This is a genomic window from Paenibacillus sp. TC-CSREp1 (genome assembly GCF_050171015.1).
Classification (GTDB): Bacteria; Bacillota; Bacilli; order Paenibacillales; family Paenibacillaceae; genus Paenibacillus; species Paenibacillus silvae.
Window position 1 is genome coordinate 78,868 of record NZ_JBNOKM010000007.1, and the last position, 24,036, is coordinate 102,903.

The following is a 24,036-nucleotide window of genomic DNA, read 5'->3' on the forward strand; positions in this document are numbered from 1 at the left end:
TCTTGTATATCAATCTTAGATATCACATCTATGCTGCCAGACAGCAATACATAGAGCGACCCCTAGTATACTCTTCTATTAATAGACTGTTTTTTGTGGAAAAAGTTACGCCAAAAGCCAACAATCAGACATAAATTGGCTATTGTTTAATGCATAAGACTCCTATTCTCTGTGTAATCTGCAATTCCCGAGAAAAAGACGCTTCAAGAAATATGCATTCTCGAAGCGCCCCCATATGATAACCAAAGTATAAAGCTATATAACTGACTCTATCGCCTCACAGGTAACCGAGTTTATCCAGAACTCTTTTCAGCATAACCGCTGCCTGTGCCCGAGTTGCATTGCCTTGGGGTACAAACGTATTCGTTGTCATTCCTTGAATAATGCCCGCTTGAACCGCTTTGGCAACGGAATCTTTGGATTGAATTTTTTTGTTATCCTTGAACTTGGATAAGCTTGAATTGGCCGACGTTTGCAGCGATAATGTCTGCCCCCCGTAATTCATGGCACGAACCATCATAATCGCCATCTGTTCGCGGGTAATCGCACGATCCGGCTTAAACGTACCGTCCGTATTCCCCGTGATGATTCCTGCTTCCGCGGCTGCACCGATATAAGCACTTGTGATGCTTCCGCCCCGAACATCCCTGAAACGGCTGGCTGCACTAGGTTCTGCCTTTAACCCGAGTCCTCTTGCTACCAGTTCAGCAAACTCCGCACGGGAGATATTCTCGTTAGGGCGATAATAGGTACCGTTAGGTGTGCTAATAATCCATTTGGCGGACAATTCCTTAATCACATCATTAGCCCAATGCGAATCGGTATCTGGATAACTCACCACATGATTGACAGGAACAACAGCCTGATTGCCATTCAGCTTGCCTTGAATAACGATCCGTCCTGGCATGCTCTTGGAAGAGCTCGGAACATAGGACAGCTGGAACGTTGACATATCCAGTGCCGTCATGCCTGATGTGTTCATTGGTGTATTGAGTGACACTTGCATGGACAGTTCACTCTTAACCTGCTGTTCAATCTGCTGCTCTGAAGCACCCTTACTTGCAAACACACGTACGTCTGTGTAGTTGGCAAGTTTCTGCGCGCCCGCTCCAGCGATTAAACTTTCTACCGTGCCCGAATCAGATAACGGCACAGTTTCCAATTGAACGTACAAAGAAGGTACTACCGTTCTGGAAGAACTGCTTTCATTAATTGGCGTGACCACCGATGAAGCTGCAATCGTACCCACACTGCGGCTCATGCCTGCCAGATCCAGCTTGGACAGCGCTACGGTCCAGAGACGGTCACCATACTTCACTCCAACTGTACCGTTGCGATAATTTCCGGCAATTTGCGTAAGCGTCGTAATCGGGAATCCAACATACGCAGAGTACTCACTGTCTGGAACCTCAAATACAACAGGCTGACTCAGCTTACCGGATGCAGATGCATATTCAAAAGCCTGACTTAACTTTGCCGCATCTACATTAAATTGACGAGTCGTACGGTTGTAGTGCGACATCGCGGACACGGGGGATGCCGTGCTATTGCTCATGACGAGCAGCGGCTGACCATAATTGGACGCATCCAGCTCACTTATCCAAGCCGGACGTCCTCCCGTCTGATTGTTTACAGGCAAGCTGCTGCTGGTCTGCTGCAATGTTAACGGCCCAAACGCCGGCACCGTTGTATTAGACGCATCTCGCAGGGGTACCGCTCCAGGCATGTAGCTAATCGTACCTGTAGGATTGTCAGTCCCCGTAGTGGAGGATAAATCTAATTTCAAGGTCACCACAGAGCCGGAAGCAGATGCTGACAATAACTTGGGACTGCCGCTGTTAAGCAATACGCTGAATTGAGCTAACGTTAAAGCCGTTTCAGGCTGAATCGCTTCACGGAATTGGATCTGGATGGTATCCCCCTGAATTACAGCAGCCAGAATTCTCCCGTTACCATAAGTGTAAGCGACTGGCGTCAGATTAATATAACCTGCGGGGTTATTGTTCAGATCGGTTAGGCGTGTGGCTCCTGGCACATACGATAACGTGACATTTTGTGTATCTTTGACCGCAGAAGCAAGGGTCAGCGTAACAAGATCATCTTCAATGTCTGAGTTGGTTACAAAAACAGGTTTACCATCAACCAGCACAGAATACTGGCTGTTCTGTGGTTTATTGGCTGGATTCAACGGCTCATTGTACCGCATCCATAATTTGTTGCCACTCACCTCCGCGCTTCTGAATTCAGGCGGCTTGGTGTCAATTGAATTGCGGACATAGAAGCCGGTGAATCCGGCAAGTGCCTGTCCACGGCTATCCTTTACAGGCCATGATCCCGGAGCATACGTGACACGAACGACCTCGCCATCCGTAATTGAGCGGCTCAGATTAAGAGTAACCACCGAGCTGCTGTTTACAGAGATGCTATTTACCCCTACAGCGATCTGATCAGCAGTTACACTGAACTGTCTTGCCGCATCCTGTGAGTTAACGTACACCGTTTCAGGATAATACAATGTGATTGTGCTGTAGTAAACATTTCCTTCCCGCGGCTTCGACATTACGGAGTCCAGCCCGTTATCGACATCACGTGCACCAAATGCGGCTGCCGCATTGTTAGACTGATCCGTTACCCGGTTGCCGGTTCCTGGCGTATATGCAATACGAACCACTTGTCCTGCCGCTACACCTGTATCCAGCACAACATACACACTGTCACCCGAGACGTAGGTCTGGCTGACATTGCGCTTCTCTCCATTCACCGTTACCGCATATGCGCTGCTAAACGGGTTGATGCTGGACAACCACTTGTCATATGTCAGACGAATCGTAGTATTGTTATGCATTTTAGCAGTTTTCAGGACAGGGGCAGTGGTGTCTTTGCTCAAGGTTTTGAATGTCCATGAGGTTGAACCACTGAGGCCTGTAAAAATATTTCCCGCCCGATCCCGATATGCATTGGCAGGCAGGTCCACCACATAAGTTGTGTTACTCTCCAGTTCACTTGATGGAGTAATAATCAGCTGTCTGCTGTTTGAACTATTGAAGACCGTTCGGGTTGAAACAATGGTGCCATTCGATTTTTTGAGAACAGGCGCTGTGAAATACCTTGTATCAAGTTCCTTGTTAAAGGTCACCGTCAAGCTTCCAGATACAGGTACATTGGTAGCCCCATTAACAGGCGAAAGCGATGTAACGGTTAATGCAGTTGGATCAGAAATAATGTTGAAACCCCACACATTACCGCTTATGCCGCTAACATCATTTTTATCTGCATCCTGCAAATATCCTTCAGGCATGACGATGTAATATGTAGTATTATTGCTCCAATCCTTGGATGGATCAATCTTGATCTGGGTTGTTCCCAAACCTGTTACCCGAGGTGCACCTGCATTAATCGGAATCTGTTCAAAGATCGTGCCGCCAACCCGGCCCTGATAGATCGTCATCGTACCTTTGCCAGCATTCACGGGTTTATTAAACGTCATCACGATATCAGTGGATGGAGTTACAATCGTTGCATTATCTGGAACCCTGCTAACCATTGCAGCCGAGCCCAGGCCTTGTGTGCTGAACGTCCACTCTTTCTTGGTCAAACCTGCAAAAGGTGTATTATCATCAGCATATACAAAGGTTTTATCATTAATTTCTACGTAGTATGTAGCGCCTGGAAGCGGCTTGCTAAGTGTAATGCTTACACGATACCCGCTGACCGAAGAATCTGTGCCCGCTCCAGTATCCGGAGTAGAAGGATCGGTAATAGGCTGCTGCGGATCAATGGTTACTTGACTACCGGTTGAGAGGATAAAGTCGACAACCGAATCATCATCCAGACGTTTCACCAAAATCATATTATTCGGAGTATCTGCCTTCTTCACCGGTTTATCAAAATCAATGATAAGCGGGGCCGTGGTATCTACATTTGTTGCGTTCACTGACGGTACGGTGTCCTTAACCCCTTCAACTAATGCGTTAGCCGCATAGGAGCGCTGTTCAGCTCCAGTCCAGCCAGTAAACCAGCCTTGAGCAGTTAAAAGTACAATCAACAAGCCCAGCATGCTTTTTTGGGCTATTTTTCTCATGTTCACTGACGTTCCCCCTTATTCCCATGACTTCATATGTCTGATATACAGACCTCTATATGTATTTCGGCTACTAAAGAAATATTTGTTAGCGATTTGGATATAAATCCCAATATATTTTAGATAAGAATACATAACAAAAGCTCCTGATTCCTGAACGGAACCAAGAGCTTCATTGTCGTTGAATGGTTTACAGACCCGCTTGAGACTTCAGCAATTCTGCTTTGTCCACTTGCTCCCAAGGAACATCGAGGTCTGTACGGCCAAAGTGACCGTAAGCCGCCGTTTGTCTGTAGATCGGACGGCGCAGATCCAGCATACGAATAATGCCAGCCGGACGAAGGTCGAAGTTGTTGCGTACAAGCTCTACCAGCTTCTCTTCGCTGACTTTGCCTGTTCCGTAAGTATCCACGTTGATGGATACCGGATTCGCTACGCCAATCGCGTAAGCGAGCTGAATCTCCACTTTATCTGCCAGACCCGCAGCAACGAGGTTTTTCGCTACATAACGAGCCGCGTAAGCCGCAGAACGGTCCACCTTAGTCGGATCTTTACCCGAGAACGCACCGCCGCCGTGACGTGCATAACCACCATATGTATCTACGATGATTTTACGTCCAGTCAGACCTGCATCCCCTTGAGGTCCGCCAATAACGAAACGCCCAGTCGGGTTAATGAAATATTTCGTTTGCTCATCCAGCAGCTCAGCTGGAACGACCGGTAGGATGACCTGCTCTTTGATATCCTTTTGAATCTGTTCCAATGTTGTCTCTTCCGCATGCTGCGTAGACACTACAATTGTATCGACACGAACCGGCTTGTCACCGTCGTATTCAATCGTCACTTGTGTTTTGCCATCTGGACGAAGGTAATCGAGCGTACCGTTCTTACGTACTTCCGCCAGACGGCGAGCGATACGGTGAGACAAAGCGATTGGCAGCGGCATAAGCTCTGGCGTTTCGTTGGTTGCAAAACCAAACATCAAACCTTGGTCACCTGCACCAATGTTCTCTGTTTCACGTGCCATTTGCTCTGGATCACGATGCTCCAGGGCAGCGTTGACACCTTGTGCAATATCAGCGGACTGCTCGTTCAGTGACGTCAGCACCGCACATGTATTATAATCAAATCCGTACTTGGCACGTGTGTACCCGATTTCCTTCACCGTATTCCGCACGATGGCAGGAATGTCCACATATTCAGACGCGGAGCTGATCTCGCCAATAACAAGCACGAGGCCTGTTGCCACCGAAACTTCGCACGCTACGCGAGCGTTAGGATCATTCGCCAGAAATGCGTCCAGCACGGCGTCCGAGATCTGATCGCAGATTTTATCCGGATGTCCTTCAGTTACAGACTCCGATGTAAAAAGATGTCGGCCTTTAATAGACATGAAGTTTCAACCTCCCATAACTATATAGTATGGCGATTGCCCGAACAAAACATAACGACGATTCGTTCACTATGCTCCCGAAGGCGCTTTACAGCATAATAAGGATACTGATCCGCATTCACGAAGACAAGGATTTTTCAGGTAATTGCCTCAACAAAAAATCAACCTTTCCCTAGTGGAAAAGGTTGCATACCTCATCTGCCATCTTATCGTATTTGTCAAGTGGTGTCAATTCAGGGACACGTAACGTATGAGTGCTACAGGTGCAGTTCTGCCTGGCGAATCAGGCGTTTCGTAATCTCTCCACCAACCGAACCATTCTCGCGGGAAGTAAGATGTCCCCACCCTTTATACTGCCCATATGAATGATCTGTAATCTCGCCAAGCTCCCCGCCAAACTCGGTATCTGCACCAGCCAGACTTCCACGTCCGCCATAACCCACATTCAGACCAAACTCCGCAGCAATTTCATACTTCATCTGATCGAGCATTTGACGACTTTCCGGTACGACCTTCCGATTGCTTCTAGCCATCGTTCCTGCACCTCCATTGATTAGTTGTCTACAAATATAGAGTGAGCAGGAACATATCCGGCTAGCCGTATTAATGTTTGTTAGAACTGGTTAATCTGAACAATCCCGTACAATAATAATGAATAATTGCTGAGGTCGCTGCACAACCTATTTCAACGTATATCCACCGCGTACCATGACCGTCAGGCTGTATTTGTTACCGTCCAGAACCGTAATGCCCCGTCCATCCTTTGGAAAAGAAAGCAGGTGATTGGTCGGCGCCGCCTGTCCATTCGTCAGGTCTACCCCGTCCGTCAGATCGGCTACACCATTCGTACCCTCACTGACGATCACCGCTTTGCCGCTGCGTACAATGAACTCCGCGCCCGATTTGCCGAGCAGCTGTTGACCCGGCTTCACGGTTACAATCTCCACGGCATCGGTTGCACCTGATACCAGCGGAGGAAGCCCCGGATCGGTACTGGAAACGCCCGTGCTTCCTGTTCCTGCCGATCCATTGTTGCCCGTGGATGTGCCCGGCGTAGAGCCAGTATTGCTGCTTGTTCCATTACTAGTGCTGTTTCCGGATGGAAGCTTTCCACCCAAGGCTTGTTGGATCTGCTGATCGACATAACTCTTCGTCACAACCGGATCGTCTGCGGTTCCCGGCTGAATCGTGCCTGCACCGGTGGCTGTATCGTTATATACGGCCCCAATCCACACACCGGCACCAATTGCCAGTGCGGCCAAAGATACTTTCATATATGGTTTCATGTGTGATATGTTCCTCCTCTGGTAATCTATTAACTTTAACTATAGAGAAAAAAGAGTGATGGGACAAGCAAAACCTCGCTCCCTTTGCAATGGGGAAGCGAGGTCTGCCTAGCGATTAGGGTTAGAATTATTGTTATTTGTTGTTACCGTTATTGTTGTCTGAACCCTCTTCCGGGAATTCCGGCTCTTCTTTTGGCAGTTTGGATGTGTCATAGCTGTAACCTTGCTCGGCCAAGCGGATACGTTGTCCTTCAAATACATCATAAAGTGCAACACGATAGGAGCCGCCACGGATTTTATCAAACACCCTGTCATCAATACTCCAGGTTAACGTCTGGTTAATACCTGTTTTCAGGTCAGTGGCTAATGCAAGCTCTTTGTCAAACACTTTGCCTGAACCGTCCGTCACGGACAGGATGTATTTATGTCCACTTTCGCCGCTATCAACCGCCTCTTCCTGAGTTAAGGAGTAGACCATTTCGAATTGAACGGATGTACCGCCACTCAGATAACCTCTGATATTGGCACCAGAGAATTTGAACGGATACAGATCAATATCATTCAAGGATGACAGTACAGGCAGCGATTTTGGCTGAATTTCGAAGGAAGTAGCATTAACATAAGCTGTAGCATCGCCATCCCCGGTAACGAATTTGTTATCCGCGACCCCTTCACCCACAATCAGACGCATATCAGATAACGTTTTGACGCTCTTCGGTACTTTCGCCCAGAACGTTACAATACTCTTCTGCCCCGGCCCTGGAACACGGTTCGCTTGCTTCGCCTCTGCTTTGTAATACATACCATCGGCTGTTTTGTAGTAACCTACCAGCTTGCCCAGACCGTTCTGTCTGAGCGATTTGTTTGTCATCTCAAACTCAGTATATACGATATCGGAAGACGATCCCGGATAGACGAACGTTCTGCGTACGCCAAGCTCTGTTTCTTTCTCCGAAGTGCCTTGTGTGAAGGATTTTCCTTCGGCAACATAAGCCAGCGGCTGAATCAATCCAGAGGTACTGAGCGTAATCCAGTCATTGGTCTCCTGTTCGCTTACTTTTTCCAGCAAGGTCAGTTCCAGACGGCCCATGCTAAGCTCTGATGGAATCTTCGTCAAAAGATATCCCTCCGTAACCATACCTGGACCCAGCAGCTTCCCGCCTTGAGCTTGAATCAGCTTCGTATCTCCGTCTATACGGGCCGAGTCAATCGTGAACATCGCTCCCAGCTCCGGCAGTTGTACCGTCTTCGTCGATGCGTTACGAATCGTGACCTTGGCAGCAATGATATCACTATCCATCCATGGAAGACGCTGCAAGGAACCTACAGACACACCGAATGTTCCTTTACTGTTTTTGATGACCGTCTCCGTAGTAAGACCATCCCCGCTCGTCACCGATTCAGGAATGGCATAGATGCCTACAGGGTAGGAAAACTCAAATCCGGCGGCAGAACCTGCACTTGAACCCGTGTCTTCTTTGCTCTCGTCCTTGGAGGACGGGGTCATCACCACAAATTTGATCTTGCTTGTGTCGCCATCCCCTTGAAGCGTAGAGGTCAGCTTAATCGTTTTGGTTGATCCCGGTTTTAACTTCAGATCATCCAAAGCCTTGGTTTCGATCGGATATGAAGTACCATCTTCGGTTCGAATCTCCAAAGCATATTTCGGAATCTTCACTTCCTTCTTCCCCTGATTCTTCAGAACCCACTGCATCGTCAGCTCATATTCCTCATCTTCCGCACGCACACGAGCGGACTCCAGCAGAGTCGATACGGTCTGTCCATCAATCGAAATCAGGTTAGGCTGATTCACTTCCGTATTCACATTCGTTTGACTTGCTTCAGGAAGCTGTAATGAAGCCACAGGAAGTGCAGTTTTCTCTTCTCCCTGCTCTTCCACAAGCAGCAGTTCTGATTTTTCTAGCTTGACTGCTGTAGGTAAAGAAGCCATTAAACTTAACGTTTTGTTGGCCTGTGCCTGGATGCTGATGCTCGTGCTGTCCTTATCCAGAGTTAACGGATAGTTTGTGCCCCCTGGTGCACGCAGAATCCACTTCACATTGGGATTGTCCAGCAGTTTATAGCTAATGTTATTGAGATTCACACCAATTTTCACATACTGCTTCTTGTTTTCCCCAGGGTACACCTTAATACCGGAAACCTTAACCTTTACAGCCGAATCACTAAGACGAACCGTCTTTGTCTTGCCTACGGGTGTTGTGATGCTGTAGGCAGCAGGAACAACAAATTTGCCAATCGTACTTTCATAATTCGGTTTACTGAAATCCCATTTCACGATCAGGAAGTTCAGATCGCTCAGCTTCACTTCACGTCCAACCTTCATAACATATGTCAGATCAACCGTAGAACCCGGAGATACCGACTTCTTCTCCTGATCCTTCGCAATCAGCTTAGGCGAGAAGCTTGTGCCTCCGCTGGTCTTCACTTTACTCCAGTAATCCAGCATCATCATCGGTTTACTGTCGTTGTTCTTATACGTCAGGGTATACGTGACCGTATTTCCGTCATTCTGAGATAGTATATTTACATCCGTCAAACTCACCGTACTCCGAGCCGTGACTTTCACCGGAGGCACATTCGCCAAAGTATGTACAACTTTATTGGCAGCAGCAGCCTTCTTATCCGCAGCCGATTTATTCGCACTGCTGGAAGCATTTTTATCCGCATTCGCCGGATTCGTCGCAGCCGTAATATATCCCCCACTTGAACTGATCAACAACACACTTGATAACAAAGTCGTCATGACCTTTTTATGATCCACTTCCAAACCTCCCATAAGTTGCTTGTTGCTTTATAGTATAAACGTTTGAGAGAGAAAGAAAGTTACGATGTTGTTGTATAAAAGAAAAAAGCTTACCCATAAGGGTAAGCTTTTCTACAACTCACTGTTATTAGTTAGCAGAAGTTGTGATTGAGATGTTTTTGTTAGGAGCAGGAGTATTTGCAGTGATCACAACGTCAGCAGTTGTACCAGCAGCAACAGTATACCCTGGCAGTTTACCAGTCAAAGCAGTTCTGATCAATCCAGCTACTTGAACAGCAGTTTCATTGCCAGTTACCGTAATTGTAAATGTTTTACTTAATGTACCATCATTGAAAGTAATTGTGTTATTACCAGCAGCAGAAGCGCCTTGAGTAACTTTAAGCGTAACTTCCTGACCTTTAGCTGTAACTTGGTCTTTACCTTCAACTACAGTTTTAACTTCGCCTTTAACTCCAGCACCGCTCAACAGGATGCTAGTTGCCTTAGCTCCTACAGCTTTAGAAGTCAAAGTAATAACATTGTCATCACTTGCAATAGTGTAATCTGTATCCAAATCAGTACCAATTGCTGTTACAATGTTATTTGTTACTGTTTCCAAACTGTCAGTAGCCAAAACAGCAACAGTTTTAGAAATAGGAGTCACACCATCATTGAAAGCCAATTGCAAGTTACCATTAGCTGGAACACCAGTAACTTCAACTTCAAGTACTTGTGCTTCACCTGGGTATGCAACAGCTCCATCAACAGTAGTAGTTGCGGATGTAGTTACACCAGTAGGTGTAGATACATTAGTAGTTGTTCTGTATTCAGAAGACTCGCTTGCAAATTTGCTAGAGTCACCTAGCAAGTGAATGAAAGTTGCATTTTTGTTCACTTTAATGATATAAGGATTGTTATCTTTGTTCTCATCTGCAAACTTCACTTCAACAGACTTACCATCTGCGGAGATTTTTGCAGTATAATCACCTTTAGCAGCTGATAAAATTTCGTCATCTGCTTTATCAGCGCGTCTAACAGTAAGGTTACCTGCTACACCATTAGCATTAGTTTGTTCCAAAGTAGTTGTGAATGGAATTTTAACTGTTCTGTCTTGTTGATACAATTGTTTGTTTGAGTTAAAACCTGCTCCATTTTCATCAACTTTTGGTGCAACATTGCCGTTTGGAGTAACTTCTACAGAACCAATTTTGTTGCCTGCATAAGTTTGAATTCCATTATTGCTTACAGTGCTAACTCTGTTAGAAGATGTAACATCGGAATTAGTTTTCAAAGTCACTTTGTTTCCGCTAATGGATACAGAATTAATTACTGTTCCAGATACGATAAAGTCACCAGCAGAAGCATTAGCAATAGCTTTGTTGAACTCAACTTCGATTGTTCTAGCATCTTTAAGAGTTGCAGTATTAGCTGTCAACGCAACTTCATTCAATGTGTCAGCTTCAACCCAATCAGTTGCTTGACCTGTTTTAGATTTCAATCCAGCAATTTTAATTCCTTTTACAGAACCACCGTTGAAAGTAACTTCAGTTCCTTCGATGTATTGTGGAAGAATAACTACAACAGATTTACCGCTATCTACTACATTTACAGTAGCATCGCTCGGAAGAGAGATGTTTTGTACTTGAGTAGAGTTATTTTTTTGGAAAGCGATGTAGTAGTTAGCACGATTGTTCAGAGCTGTAAGATCAACTTCTCTGTCAAATGTCAGAGCGATTTTACGATCAGATCCACCTTTAACATCTACTCCGTAACCTGTCAGTCTTGGAGCTGCGCTATCACTTGCCAAGAAAGTACCTTCATAAGTAACCATTGTGTTAGAAAGAGCTGTTCTATCCTTCACATCAGAAACTTTCAGATTGTACGTACCAGACAGTTTGCTGAAGAATACTACATTGAATTCTTTGTTGTCATTTCCAACTGGCTCAACAGCTTTCACTGGAATATTATTACCATCTTTTTTAACAGAGTAGTACTTAATGTCATTAGCATCTACTGCTTTGTCAAAACGTACAGTCAATTTGTCTGCATACTTAGAACCATAAGTTGCTTCAACTACTTTAGGTTGAACAAGATCAACTGAAGCAGTTACTTTATGTTCTTTAGTAGCATTAGCATTACCGGAGTAGTCTTTCACTTCTACGAACAAAGTGGACTCATAACCTGGAAGACGGTTACCGGAATCAAATACAACTTCAAACACATTAGAAGACAATTGAGTTACTTTACCAGTCTTCTTGCTATCGCCATTTTTCCAGTAGAAGCTGTCGTTAGTTACAGAATTCGGATCAATCTCTTCGTCGAAAGTTACAGTTACTTTTTCCAAAGTAGCGGAGATTTCAGTTACTTTAGGACCTTCAGTATCAACTGCCACTGTGAAGTCAGTAGTTGCTGCCAATGATTTCAGACCAGCGTAGTCTTCAACCAAAGAAGTTGTCAGCTTGTGAGCACCTTCAGAGATTGTGCCAGTGAAATCACGAAGAATTACTTCTCTTTCATTAGCGCCCAGAGTTACTGAACCAACATATGCTTTGTCATCCAATTGGAAGTTGCTGCTTGTTGGTGCTTTAACTGGCTCAGAGAAAGTTACTTTAATCGCTTTAGTTCCCAAAGCTTTAACTTCAGTTACTGTAGGCAAAGTGTTGTCAGCAGATGAGAAGGAAACTTCACCTTGTGGCAATACTGTACCTGTGGAAGATTTCACGTTTTTAACAACTACTTTGTAAGTAGTTCCTTGTGTGAATGCACCTGCAGAAGTTGTATCCAACAAGAGACGTACTGTTTTACCATCTTCCAACAAAGTTGCAGATTTAACTTTACGGGAGTTGTTATCTACATTGTAGTTGTTTTTGTCAGTTGCAGTAGCTTTGTCTACTTTACCGTCAAAAGCAACGTCTACTTCTTTCAGGTTAACGGAAGAAGCGGATTGTACTTTAGTTGCAGCTTCTACAACGTAAGTAACTTTTTCAGTGAATTGCTTATCTTTGTAAGTGAATTTCACTTCAGTTTCTTTGTTAGCTTCGAGAGCTTTATCCAAAGTTACTTTTACTGTTTCGCCGTCACTGATTGTGAAAGTAACGACTTTACCAGCTTCGCTTACTTCGTATTTAGTTACTTTCAAGTTTTGTGCTTGGTCAACAGCATAAGCTGCGCCTACCAGCAATTCGCGGGAAGCGTTAGCGCTGAAGTTAGCTTTAGCGTCTACCAGACCAGCGTTGATTGCTGCTTGAACGTAACCTTTAGCCCATGCTGGAGCTGTGTTGTCAGTTTCAGCTGGAACTTCCAGATCCAATGCACGAGTCAGGATTGTAGCCATTTCTGCTACTGTTACTTTACCGTTGAAGTCGAAGATTTTCTTTTCAACGTTTTTACCTTCCATGATGCCCGCAGCAGTTACTGCTTCGATGTAAGGTACAGCCCAGTTTTTAGCAGTGTAGTTTTTGTCTGTGTAAGACAATTGGCCAGTGATCTCTTTCAGACCCAGCAATTTAGTGATTACTTTCGCGAACTCAGCGCGAGTCATTTCTTTATCAAGACCAGCTGTGCCATCCGGATATCCGTTGAAGATACCTTTAGCTTTCAATGCGTCAAACTGTTGTTGCGGGGAAACTGCTGTATCACCGAATGCTACAGAAGCAAACATTGAGAATGCCATTGCTGTAGACAATGCTACGGATAAAATTTTCTTCATAACCTTTTTTTCTCCTCCTTGGGTGTTCATAACATTTAAATTTTCTTTAATAGGGTCGCTCGTGTTCCTCATATATTGTTGCACCCCCTTTCCAGAGTTCTGAGCAAGTTAATATAAATGATGTCTGTGAGCATATCACAGAAACTTGTAACCTAGTTCAACAATCAGGTCCACACGTAAATAGAGTAGTTTCCTAATCCTACCTACGTATTATACAATGGGTCTTCCGAGTCGTAAAGCAATTTTTTCTAATAAATAGACAAGATTCTTCACGAGGTCATTCTTGGTAAGTTCCCCAATGTTTTTGACTCTACATCTTAAACGCAGTAGATTTCAAAAAGTTGCGCCTTCCACAAAAAAAGTTTTGAATTTATTTATGTATTGAAGCTGTGCGGGTTTGGACGTCATTCAAAACATGTGGAAACCCTTGATATATCAGCATTTCTGGATACCCTGTCTCGTTTGCATTCTCATGCCAACGTTTATTAATACCCACGTCAGAGACGCATGAAGCGACAAATTCCTCAGAAAATAAAAAATAAAAAGCACCCCGTTAAGGATGCTTTTGGTGTAAATCTTGTACTTGTCCTAGCGAATTTTCATCGCAAGTTCGATAATCTGTGCACGCATATTCGGATCACTGTTCAATCTCAGATACATATCATCAATTGCCAGTCTGTTCTCCCGATATGTCTTCTCATGCTTCATCGTTGTATGAGACCATTCAATAAGTTCATTTTCAGCCAGAACCAGATTATTATAGGCATCATGGAAGCCGGTCGTCTGAACAAGCTCTTCCATGACTTCCTGAGTGATCTCCTGAGTCTTACGTGTATCTTCCAGTTTCTTCTCCAGAATGACTGCCTGCTTCTCAAACTGTGTCTTTGCCTTCATGTATCCCAACTGGGACTTCGAATAAATCGGTTTCATTAGCTAACTTCACCCTCTAGATCATTGTGTATTTGTTGTTATTGTATCTTAATCTCTAGCAAATTACAAAAATAGTTATTGGTAAAAATTCGTTTCCTTCTATTATAAATGAGTCCGATGTCAATTCGATTAACCGTTATAAAAAGGACCTGTCCTTTAACAAAAGGGACAGGTCCTTTCCGAATAGAATCGATATTGATGAAATCTAGCTCAAGTTTTTAGGGAATACCTTGGTGCTCTTCTTGAGCAATTCAACAGCAATTTTACCTGCTTCTGCACGAGTCAGGTTCCCTTTCGGGTTAAATGCGAACTGTGACTTCTTCTGTCCAGCTACGTTAACCGGAGAGCCTTCCATGATTTTGGCTTTAGTCACTGCCAGTATAGATGGTTTCGAATAAGCTTCCATTGTACCAGAATCGATGAAGGACTTCGCCAGTGTAGCATTCAACTTATCATCATTGTTGGCCAGCTTCAATTCAAGTGCTCTTGCGATCATCACTGCTGCCTGTTCACGTGTGAGAGGCTGATCCGGACCAAAGTTTCCATCCGTCAGTCCTGATACAATGCCCGCTCTGGCTGCAGTTTCGATACTTGCATAATCCCAGGTAAAGGAGCTTGTTCCTGAACCGACATCCGTAAATGTTGGATTGCCATCTGCAGTAATTGGCAGATTCAGACCTTTAACCAGAATCGTAGCAAATTCCCCACGAGAAGCGCGATCATCGGTACCGAATTGTTCGAAGCGAATAGGCTGCATGAATCCTTTAGCATACAACGCATTCAGAATATTTCTTGCCCAGCCATGGTTGGTAATATCGTTATAGCTTCTTCTTAACTTCATGACTTTGTAATAACCAAATTGATCAAATGGCACGGTAACGGTGTGTTTCTTGGAATCCACTTCCCCACCGATCCGCTTCCATTCACGACCTGGCGTGTAATAAAACACGGAGATCGTAGTTCCGGCATCATCCACTACATTAGAATCATATGCCAATGTTAACGTTCCACGCTGAGAAGGTTTAATTTTACGTTCAGCAGGAGTCGATGGATCACCATACAATGCCTCCTGCGTATATGGACCCACACCGTTTGTAGGTGCCTTATACGTTGTTGAATCTCTTGATCCATATTCACCCAGTCCGCCATTAATCCAGTAGATATCAGAGATTGGGCTAAAATTCAGTGCATCTCCTACAGTAGCAGAGAATCTTCTGAAATACTCTTCCTGAACGTCAAACGTTACGGGATCGCCTTCGCCTCTTTCAGAACCTACCCCCATAACCGTTCCATAATCATTACGCCGTTCAACAATGCCGTTGTTCGGATCTGCAATACCGAATAAAAGCTTGTTATCTGGATAAAACTTTTTGATCCCGCGAATATCGGTACTTTCCATAACAGTACCTTTCGGGAAACTCAATTCAAGCTTTTTATTAAACGCCGAATATTTATTGGCTACTTTAGGTGCCATATACTGTGAATCCACACCTGGACTTGTCGTATAAAACACATCAATTGTATCTGTAGTTTTTACACCATCACGGTCAATGGTAAGTTTGATTTTATTGGATTTATCCGCTTTTAAACCCACATAATCGAGTACAAAACGATCTGTCTCTACACCTTGCAATTTCGTTGCATTATCTTTGTCAATAACAACACTTGTTGCCCCTTCAGCTTCGATATCAAATCGAACAAAGTTTTTATTGACAACGATATTATTCCCGGAGTTTGGTTTAGGCGACAGAATCCGATAGCCCGTTACCTCTTTGACAATTTCAAGCTTTTGACTCGTCTTGGCTCCCGTACGATTAAAGAGATCCAGTGTGTAAATATAAGTTCCTGGTGTCTCTATCTTCAGATTACGAAGTCGAATAACAAAGTCTTGCTGGCGTCCAGACTTGTCTATTGTGACATTGCCATTATCCAACGCGTATTGAGGATCAATAGTTGCATTGTCCCAAGTTGCAGTAGCTCCATCAGGAATTTCCTGTTTAAAAATATTTTGCGTACCCATGCTCAAACTCATTCGAGTCGCACCAGCACCACGTATAACAATATCGAATTCCTTGAGACTTGTAGTTATTTTATTGTTGGCAACGACAAACTCTGGCGACATATTAAATGCATCTTTTACCCATTGTGCATTCGGGTCTAATGGATCAACAAACTCCGGGCGTCCTTTCGTAATAGCCGGTTGAAAGTTTTGAATAGTTGAAATATTGTTGTCGTTAATATAAATACGAAGTTCTTTAGTAACTTCTTTAAGCTGCCCGTTCTCATCCTTGGTTGTACCCGTCAAGACGATTCGGTTTTCACCGAAGAACAACAACCCATCCGGCTCACCGATTGGAATGATAACATTGTTAATTGTTCCATCATCACTCAGATCAAGCTTACGTGGGAAAGCTCCATTCGCAGCACCCGTAGCGTCTGTAGAATACGCTTTGGTACCATTAGCAAAAATCTCAGCGACAAAATATGGGCTTTTCAGGGTGTCAAAACCGATATATTTACCCTGAATAGGCACTCCAGTGGCATTATCCTTCAGATCATGTGTCTGACCGTCTGTAAGATTCTCAACAGAAATGAAGCTCTTGGAAGCAAAGGAAATTGTGGCGTTTTTGCCTGTATTGGAACCCGCATACTTGAATTGCACAACCTGATTTCCTGTTTTAAAGCCTGTGATTTTGTAAATATTTTTGGTTGTGTCGGTTGGAGTAAGCGACCTTATATGATCAATCGTAATCGAACTTGTTCCTCTTGGTAGATACTCCGCTCCCAATGTCCCTGCATCAGCTGGTGCTCTGCTGGTTTCCACCAGAATATAAAATGTAGAACTACTAACACTGGAGCCATCCAGCGATACTCCATCCGGAACTGTACCGGTTCCATCATAATCTTTAAGATATTTTAAACCAGTAATTACAACAGCATCTTGAACATATTCAAAGTTCATATTGGATGTAACAACTTTATCGCCATACGTTACGGAAAGATTATGGTTCTGCAATCGATCTGGTGCACCTTTAAATGCAATACTATTAATATCAAATGAGATCAAAACATATGAAGGGGTGTTGTTCCCTACACTCGGAATAGGCTCAATGTCGACATTCGCAACGCCCGTAGGTCCACCTTCATCAACACTGATCGTGGGAGTTATTGATGTGTCAGTCGTTGGTAACAATAATTGTGCTTTGACATTCGCATCATTAGGAGCGCCGCCATAAGTCGGTCTGGCTGATGATAACATGCTTTGCGGAATGCCATTCGCTCCTTCAATCAGGTCGAGTCTCGTGAATGGTTTTGTCTCATCATAGTACAACAAGGAATAATTGAATATTTTCTTGTCAACGCCACTCTCAATCGTTAATTTGAGACTGTTTTCACCTGGTTTTAAAGTGAGCACAGGCGAGAAAAATGTACCATCCTGCAGCAGTGACGTTGGAAGCTCTGAACCCCCGTTTAGGGAAATCGTTACTTTAGTTGAGTTTTTGGCAACCCCCTGAAGTGTAACTTCACCTGAATTCACTACAACTTGAGATCCTTCATTCAGGTTCAGGTTATCAGGACCACCCAAGACTTGAAGCTTTTCAATATATGGCACAGAATCGTATAGAATATAAAAGCTTTCTGAACGCTCACTAGGCCCTTGTGATCCTGTAAACGTAACTCTGTTCATTCCGGGGAACAACGTAATGGTTGATCTGAAACGGTTATCGGGACGATTAGGATCCACAGTAACTACACCTGGGGCTACGCGAGTAGCATCTGCAACCCACTTGCCATCTTTAAGGTTCATCAATTGTATATTCACGCCAAGTGTAGAACCAGTAACATTAGTGAAGGTACCCGTAATTTCCTGCTCCGAACTGGTTACATTGTACGCATTTTCTCTTTTTAATCCATCTGTGAGGGTACTGTCCAAGTCTAGCCCCACAGTGCTCTTCAATGAAACATTGGCTGTATTATCTGGAGTAAAATAGCTCGTCTGTCCCGCCGCCGATGCGACTGGTGCCAGGCCTGCTGGTATCAGAGATACAATCAGAGCCACCATCATCAGCCAAATCATCGGCTTCTTCGTACGTTGCATGCAATCATCTCTCCTCTTTTTAAGTCAGTTACCGTTATTTATCGGCAATTAGGTTCCAATTATTTAGTAAAAATCTCAAAAAAAACAAAAAAGCCTTATCCACAGAGGATAAGACTTGGGGCTGAAATGATATTCAACAATAGCGGTAATCAATATGAATGTATTTAAGATCTAAGATTTCGAACGGGTCTGCGGATTCAGCTTGACGCGCATACGCATCAGGAAGTTGATGACCGGTTTTCTCGTTTTGCTCACGAGACCGATGACCTCCGCGCCCACTTGCAGGAAAAACATCATGATACAGATGACAACAAAGGTCACCCAGTTAGCTTCAAACATCGCTGCGGAGGACTGGATAATCGCCAGTACACCGAAGAAAGCAGCAATACCGTAAATGATCAGCACCGTCTGACGGTGGCTGAATCCAAGCTCACGCAAGCAGTGATGCAAGTGACCTTTGTCCGGTGAGAAGATCGGCTTCCGTTGTACCGCACGGCGAATAATGGCAAAGAGCGTATCCGACAGCGGCACGCCGATAATGATCAGCGGTGTAATGAAGGACACCACGGCAATCTGTTTAAATCCGAGCATCGACAGCATAGCCAGAGAGAAACCAAGGAATAACGAGCCCGTATCCCCCATGAATATTTTGGCCGGATGGAAATTAAAGAACAGGAATCCGATAATGCTGCCAAGCAGCACCAGACACATCAGAGCAATCATCGTATTACCCATCAGGAAAGACATCACTGCGATCGTACCAATGGCAATACCAGACACGCCAGCAGCCAGTCCATCCAGTCCGTCAATCAGGTTAATGGCATTCGTTACCCCGACAATCCATAGAATTGTCAGCGGAATCGATACCCACGTTTCAAGGGAAGAATACGCATCCTGGAACGGAATGTTCACGAAGTCTACGCGGATGTTAAAACCGAACACAACAACTGACGCAGCTACAATCTGGCCAAGCAGCTTGACTTTGGCTGACAATTCAAAGCGGTCATCCAGTGCACCAATCAAGACAATGATGGTACCCCCGATCAGAAATGCACTGACAAAGCTCATATCCCTGGTCGTAAACCATGACGATACAAATGGAAGCAGCGCTGCAACCGTAACGATAAATGCCAGATAAATCCCGAGACCGCCAAGACGAGGCATAATCCGGGTGTGCACCTTACGTGCGTTTGGCTTATCCATAGCACCGATGCGGACTGCGAACTTTTTGACAAGTGGTGTCAGAGCTAAAGCAAGTCCCATTGACACAAGAAATCCAATGATAAAGATCGCTACCATTTGAACATTCGACCCCCAATTATAATACCGTACAAAAATTATAAATCCCCTGATCTCTTTTTCTTTCTATATATAAAAAATATTGTTTGTCACTGTTGATGAAAATGTTCCTGTTGCAGGTAATCACTAGTTACACGCTACGAAGAGTGCAGGGGAAGACCTGTAGAAACGAAGTGGCCGCATTTATCACCGAATTTCATCCTTGAACAAGGATAAATAGAAATTTGGGGATAAGGGCGATCGGAAGGTTGCCTTGCAATCGTAGTAATAAGTGTAACAACTCCAGTTCTAGCCGGAGTGGTTATGTGCAACAAATCCGGTTTTCATGGAGTGGCACACGTGTGCCGGAATGAATTATACGCTGATCACCTGTGAAAAGCTATCTTCAATTTCTAGCAAAAACACGCAATTATCTCGCAATTACCTGTTTTTAACGGGCTTTTGTCACGTTTTCTTTGTCCCGCATCACTTTCAGAGCGAATTTCGGGAGCGCAAGCATACGTCCAGCCCGGCTAGGCTCACGAAGCAAACGATAAAACCATTCAAGCCTCAGCTTTTGAAACAACTTGGGGGCACGTTTCATTTTGCCTGAGATGATATCAAAGCTGCCGCCAACCCCCATGGTGACAGGAACCTGCAGCTCCTGCTTGTATTTGTGAATCCAGGGTTCTTGCGTATCCGCCCCGCGAGCAACGAACAACAGATCCGGTGCAGCCTGCCGAATAGAAGCGACAACCTGCTCATCCTCGGCCGGACCAAAGAAACCGTCTCGATAACCCACAATACGAATAGCCGGATATTGCTGTTGTAACCGATCTGCCGTAGCTTGAATCACCTCAGATGTGGAGCCAAGCAAGTACACGCCCCACCGATAGTTTTCTCCAACTCGAAGCAATTCATGTAAAAGATCAAACCCAGGTACCCGCTCGGCTACAGGATCACCGCAATAATTGGCAGCCCACACCACGCCGGTTCCGTCTGGAACAATCATCTCGGCATCCTGCATGACCTGCATCATCGCCGGATTTTCCAGTGCGGCCATGACCATTATCGGATTGGCTGTAATGATCTGATGCGGCTGTTTGGACAGCACCGCTTGCTCAAGCACCTCGACCGTTTCTTTCATCGTTAACTTGGAAAAAGGAATACCATAGATCGAAACGGTAGGAATAGATCCCGTCTGACTCATTGTTATCTCATCCTTTGCGGCCTAAATAGGTAATAATTTGCTTTGCAGGCTCTCTGGCCTCCTGCTTCAACGCCGTAATGCGATCCTCATGCTGCTTCAACCATTGGGAACGCTGGTCCAGCAATCCGGCTACCTGCTCGGCAAGCTTGTCGCCATCCAGTGAGCCGGTATCTCCCGCTGGTTCACTCTCCAGTCGAAGCAGGAACTGATCGATCTTGGGATCATAAGAAATGCCGACTGGCGGAACGTACTGGGAAGCGGCGTAGATCAGACTGTGCAATCTCATACCGATCATGAGATCACACCGGCTCACTTCCTCCAGCATCAGTTGAGGATCGGTAAGGTCCTCTGTGATACTGATCTCACTGCCTTTACGGGTTATATCATCGAGCATCTCCATAATAAAACGCGAGGCCTGCACATCATCGGGCAGATGGAATGGCATGAAGCGCAGGTGCACTGCCTTCCTTGCAGCCAGCTTCTTCAATCCGGCAGCAATAGCCGTCAGCTCCTTGCGATCTGCTTCCCAGAAACGAACGGACACACCGATCACTGGAAGCTTGACATGTTTCGTCTCTGATGTATCCGAGCCTACTTGCTGCCGCTCCAACGTAATATTAGCGTCAACATCTACACCAGAAGCATCATGGGCAACCACAGTGCTGTTACCACCATCAGCAGCAGTTGCATCTACAGTATCAGAAGTAATATTTCCTCCAACACTTTGTACAAAAGCTTTCTCCGGCAACGGCAGTCCCATCACCGGATCAGGCACAACATGAATTTGATTCCATTTCAGCCCGAGTCTGCGTAAATAATCGGCGGACTGCTCATCTCGTACCGATACGTAGGTACAGGACTTGAATACCGATCTGATCATCGGGTTAAATATTTTACGGTTCACAGGGCCAATGCCCTGAGCATAGATAAATGTAGGCTTTTTCAACCACTGAGCCAGCTTGATCACACCCAGATAATAAGGGATGGACTTCAAACCCGTTGCATCCTGAAGCAGACTGCCTCCGCCGCTGATGAGTCCATCACTCTCCTTGAGCGCTTCACGAACTTCCTTTAGCTTCATTCGGTGTACCGCACGAACGCCATACATAGAGGTTGTCCATGCAGGGTCGATCGAGAGCACAATCGGTTCAATCGTCACATTGGATCGCTGACTCTCTTCCTCCAATGCGGTCAGGATGGATTTCAGTACAGCCTCATCTCCGCTATTGCGAAATCCGTAGTACCCTGAAATGACTAGCTTTTTAGTAGTGGGGACCATTTTTTCCAACATCCTTCCGCGACTTGCCACACACCCACAGCAATGATACCAATGATCAAGCCAAGTCCGAGTCCCATCACACCGCGAATCAGTGACAGTACAGCCGGTGTATGAATATGCGCAAATGTATCCACCATAGACAGTTGACCCATCGTAGCGATAATCAGCGCAAAGATGACTTTACGGTATTTTAAAGCGGCGAACACGCCAACGATAAACAGTGGGTGTCCCAGCACAAATTCTTTAAATCTCGGCCGAACACCAAAGGTATCCTCCAGCGTTGTACGCAGGAACATCTCAAATGGCGTAACCGAACCGGAGTTGCCTGTACGGCTCAAATAATAATATCCAACAACAGCAGCAACAAGTGCCAGTATCACCATAATGACGGTAATTGGCATACGGAGCAAATCCTTGATCTGTTTCACAGAGATTGAACCGGAGCCGCGATAGAACACAATATAGAGTGCTACCAGCCCGATCGGGGCAAAGTGCAGCAGGCTCACACCACGGAACTGGTTAATCACCAGACTGTACGTAATGTTATTCAACAAAGCAATCACAAAAGGTACAGCTACGAATGTAAGAATTGAAGTTCTTACATACAGAATAATCGTCTGTTTCAAACGGCGACCCGCAGAAGCATCCGGTTGACGAAGCTGCTGCGCATTAACAGTGCGAACTGCAAGCACCATTGCAATGGTAGGTGCAGCAATCGCCGCCAGCAAGGCAATCGCCTGCTCTAACAGCGTTGGCTTCAGCAGGAACAGACCTGCGCTGCCCACCAATCCAAGAAGGAATACCGCAATCGTGATTACAGGTACAAAATAAGAAACCATAAGTGATATTAAAGCGATAGCGCCAATGAGCGCAACCAGCTTGGCATACCGCTGAATGGATGAATCCTTCACCGTGAATGCTTCGGCTTGTCCGAGCTCAAAGCCATGCTTGGCCATACGCTCAACGGCATGTCCCGGCTCACCCAGACTGTTGATCAGATTTTCAATCGGATCGGTAATCGCCGCTTTTGCCGTATTCCGGCTTGGTGAAGCGTTCATGTAGATCATACGAATGTTGCGGTCCTTCGTTGCCAGCACGAAACGGTCTGCAATCGTATCCACCGTCAGATTCGCATCTGCATCACTTAACGAGTACAGACGAGCTACGTTGTAATCAATTTTGTAAGCCAGCGTCTGGAATCCAGCCTGCGGTTTCTTGAGATTTTCAATAGCTGCCAGACCGATATGATGTTTGTTAAGCAGTTCAGCAAACTGATCCAGGCTTTTCATCTCTGCATTATCATTGTACCCTTTGACTGCATCTCCATCAAACAGTATACGTGTCACACCATTCTCTTCGAAGAAGGTAAGCAAACGTTCCATCGATTGCTGGTTGTATGGCACACTGTCCGAGATACGGGGTAAAATATGAAAACCTTTATCACGCAGCATTTTCACCGCGACCGGATCGGGCTGCATCGGCTGCATGTTGGCATTCTCAGGTGGTGTCTGCAATATTAAGCCGCTGCGACCTTCATATTCCCATGGTTCAACAGGAATCTGACGCTCAGCGAACGTTTGTTCAATGATAGGGGTGTAGGTCTTTGCGTTCTCTTCCGACGTGAACAACACGTACGTATAATTCGCATTGGAAGGAATGTTGCTTTTCGTCATATTGGCAATATCCTGACCAGAGTACACCATTAAGCGGCGTGTTTTCTTGAGCTCGTCCAGCGTGCTCTCAAACACGGCCATCGTTGTCACGCCAGCCTCTTTGAGCCGCGCTGCTTGTTGATCAATAAAATCCTGGGGATGAGCCTGATAAGCTGAAATATCCAGCAGTCCTCGATAGTTGAAGACCAGCTCCACTTTATTTGCCGAAGATTCCGTCTGCACCCGATCACGGATGACAGGAATGGATGCTACCAAACCGATAATAACGATGAGCCACAACCACTTCCGGGAAGCATTATTCCATAAAAGCCATTTTTGACGCACTACATGTACC

12 protein-coding genes are annotated in these 24,036 nt (G+C 45.2%); all 12 read right to left on the minus strand.

The genetic code is table 11. From position 1 onward, the window contains the following. Positions 1-277: 277 nt before the first annotated feature. Positions 278-4,081, minus strand: coding sequence for an Ig-like domain-containing protein (locus ACQSGY_RS12165; protein ID WP_427052215.1), 3,804 nt, complete (start codon positions 4,079-4,081; stop codon positions 278-280). Between the two features lie 190 nt (positions 4,082-4,271). After that, a complete protein-coding gene (gene metK, locus ACQSGY_RS12170) occupies positions 4,272-5,474 on the minus strand; it encodes a methionine adenosyltransferase (protein WP_427052076.1) in 1,203 nt (400 codons plus the stop codon). 257 nt (positions 5,475-5,731) lie between these two features. Further along, positions 5,732-6,007 (minus strand): small, acid-soluble spore protein, alpha/beta type, encoded by a 276-nt coding sequence (locus ACQSGY_RS12175; RefSeq protein WP_427052077.1) that lies wholly within the window; start codon positions 6,005-6,007, stop codon positions 5,732-5,734. A 147-nt stretch (positions 6,008-6,154) separates the two neighbouring features. Next, positions 6,155-6,760: a hypothetical protein gene (locus tag ACQSGY_RS12180; RefSeq protein ID WP_427052078.1), complete on the minus strand. Its 606-nt coding sequence runs from the start codon at positions 6,758-6,760 to the stop codon at positions 6,155-6,157. 133 nt (positions 6,761-6,893) lie between these two features. After that, positions 6,894-9,542 carry a hypothetical protein gene (locus ACQSGY_RS12185; RefSeq protein WP_427052079.1) on the minus strand — a complete coding sequence of 883 codons (2,649 nt, stop codon included), beginning with the start codon at positions 9,540-9,542 and terminating at the stop codon, positions 6,894-6,896. Between the two features lie 130 nt (positions 9,543-9,672). After that, the gene (locus tag ACQSGY_RS12190) at positions 9,673-13,305 is read right to left on the minus strand and encodes an S-layer homology domain-containing protein (RefSeq protein WP_427052080.1); all 3,633 of its coding nucleotides are present in this window, start codon (positions 13,303-13,305) and stop codon (positions 9,673-9,675) included. A 516-nt stretch (positions 13,306-13,821) separates the two neighbouring features. Further along, a complete protein-coding gene (locus tag ACQSGY_RS12195) occupies positions 13,822-14,163 on the minus strand; it encodes a hypothetical protein (protein ID WP_216518954.1) in 342 nt (113 codons plus the stop codon). Positions 14,164-14,368: 205 nt separating this feature from the next. Continuing rightward, complete coding sequence (locus ACQSGY_RS12200) at positions 14,369-18,262, minus strand: S-layer homology domain-containing protein (RefSeq protein WP_427052081.1); 3,894 nt, start codon at positions 18,260-18,262, stop codon at positions 14,369-14,371. 171 nt (positions 18,263-18,433) lie between these two features. Continuing rightward, positions 18,434-19,561, minus strand: coding sequence for a glycosyltransferase family 4 protein (locus ACQSGY_RS12205; protein WP_111269088.1), 1,128 nt, complete (start codon positions 19,559-19,561; stop codon positions 18,434-18,436). A gap of 430 nt (positions 19,562-19,991) precedes the next feature. Next, positions 19,992-20,750, minus strand: a complete 759-nt coding sequence (locus ACQSGY_RS12210) for a WecB/TagA/CpsF family glycosyltransferase (protein ID WP_426333585.1) — start codon at positions 20,748-20,750, stop codon at positions 19,992-19,994. A 7-nt stretch (positions 20,751-20,757) separates the two neighbouring features. Continuing rightward, the gene (gene csaB, locus ACQSGY_RS12215; RefSeq protein ID WP_427052082.1) at positions 20,758-22,029 is read right to left on the minus strand and encodes a polysaccharide pyruvyl transferase CsaB; all 1,272 of its coding nucleotides are present in this window, start codon (positions 22,027-22,029) and stop codon (positions 20,758-20,760) included. After that, the gene (locus ACQSGY_RS12220) at positions 22,005-24,026 is read right to left on the minus strand and encodes a DUF5693 family protein (protein WP_427052083.1); all 2,022 of its coding nucleotides are present in this window, start codon (positions 24,024-24,026) and stop codon (positions 22,005-22,007) included. Before ACQSGY_RS12220 ends, csaB begins: the two co-directional genes overlap by 25 nt. Positions 24,027-24,036: the final 10 nt, after the last annotated feature.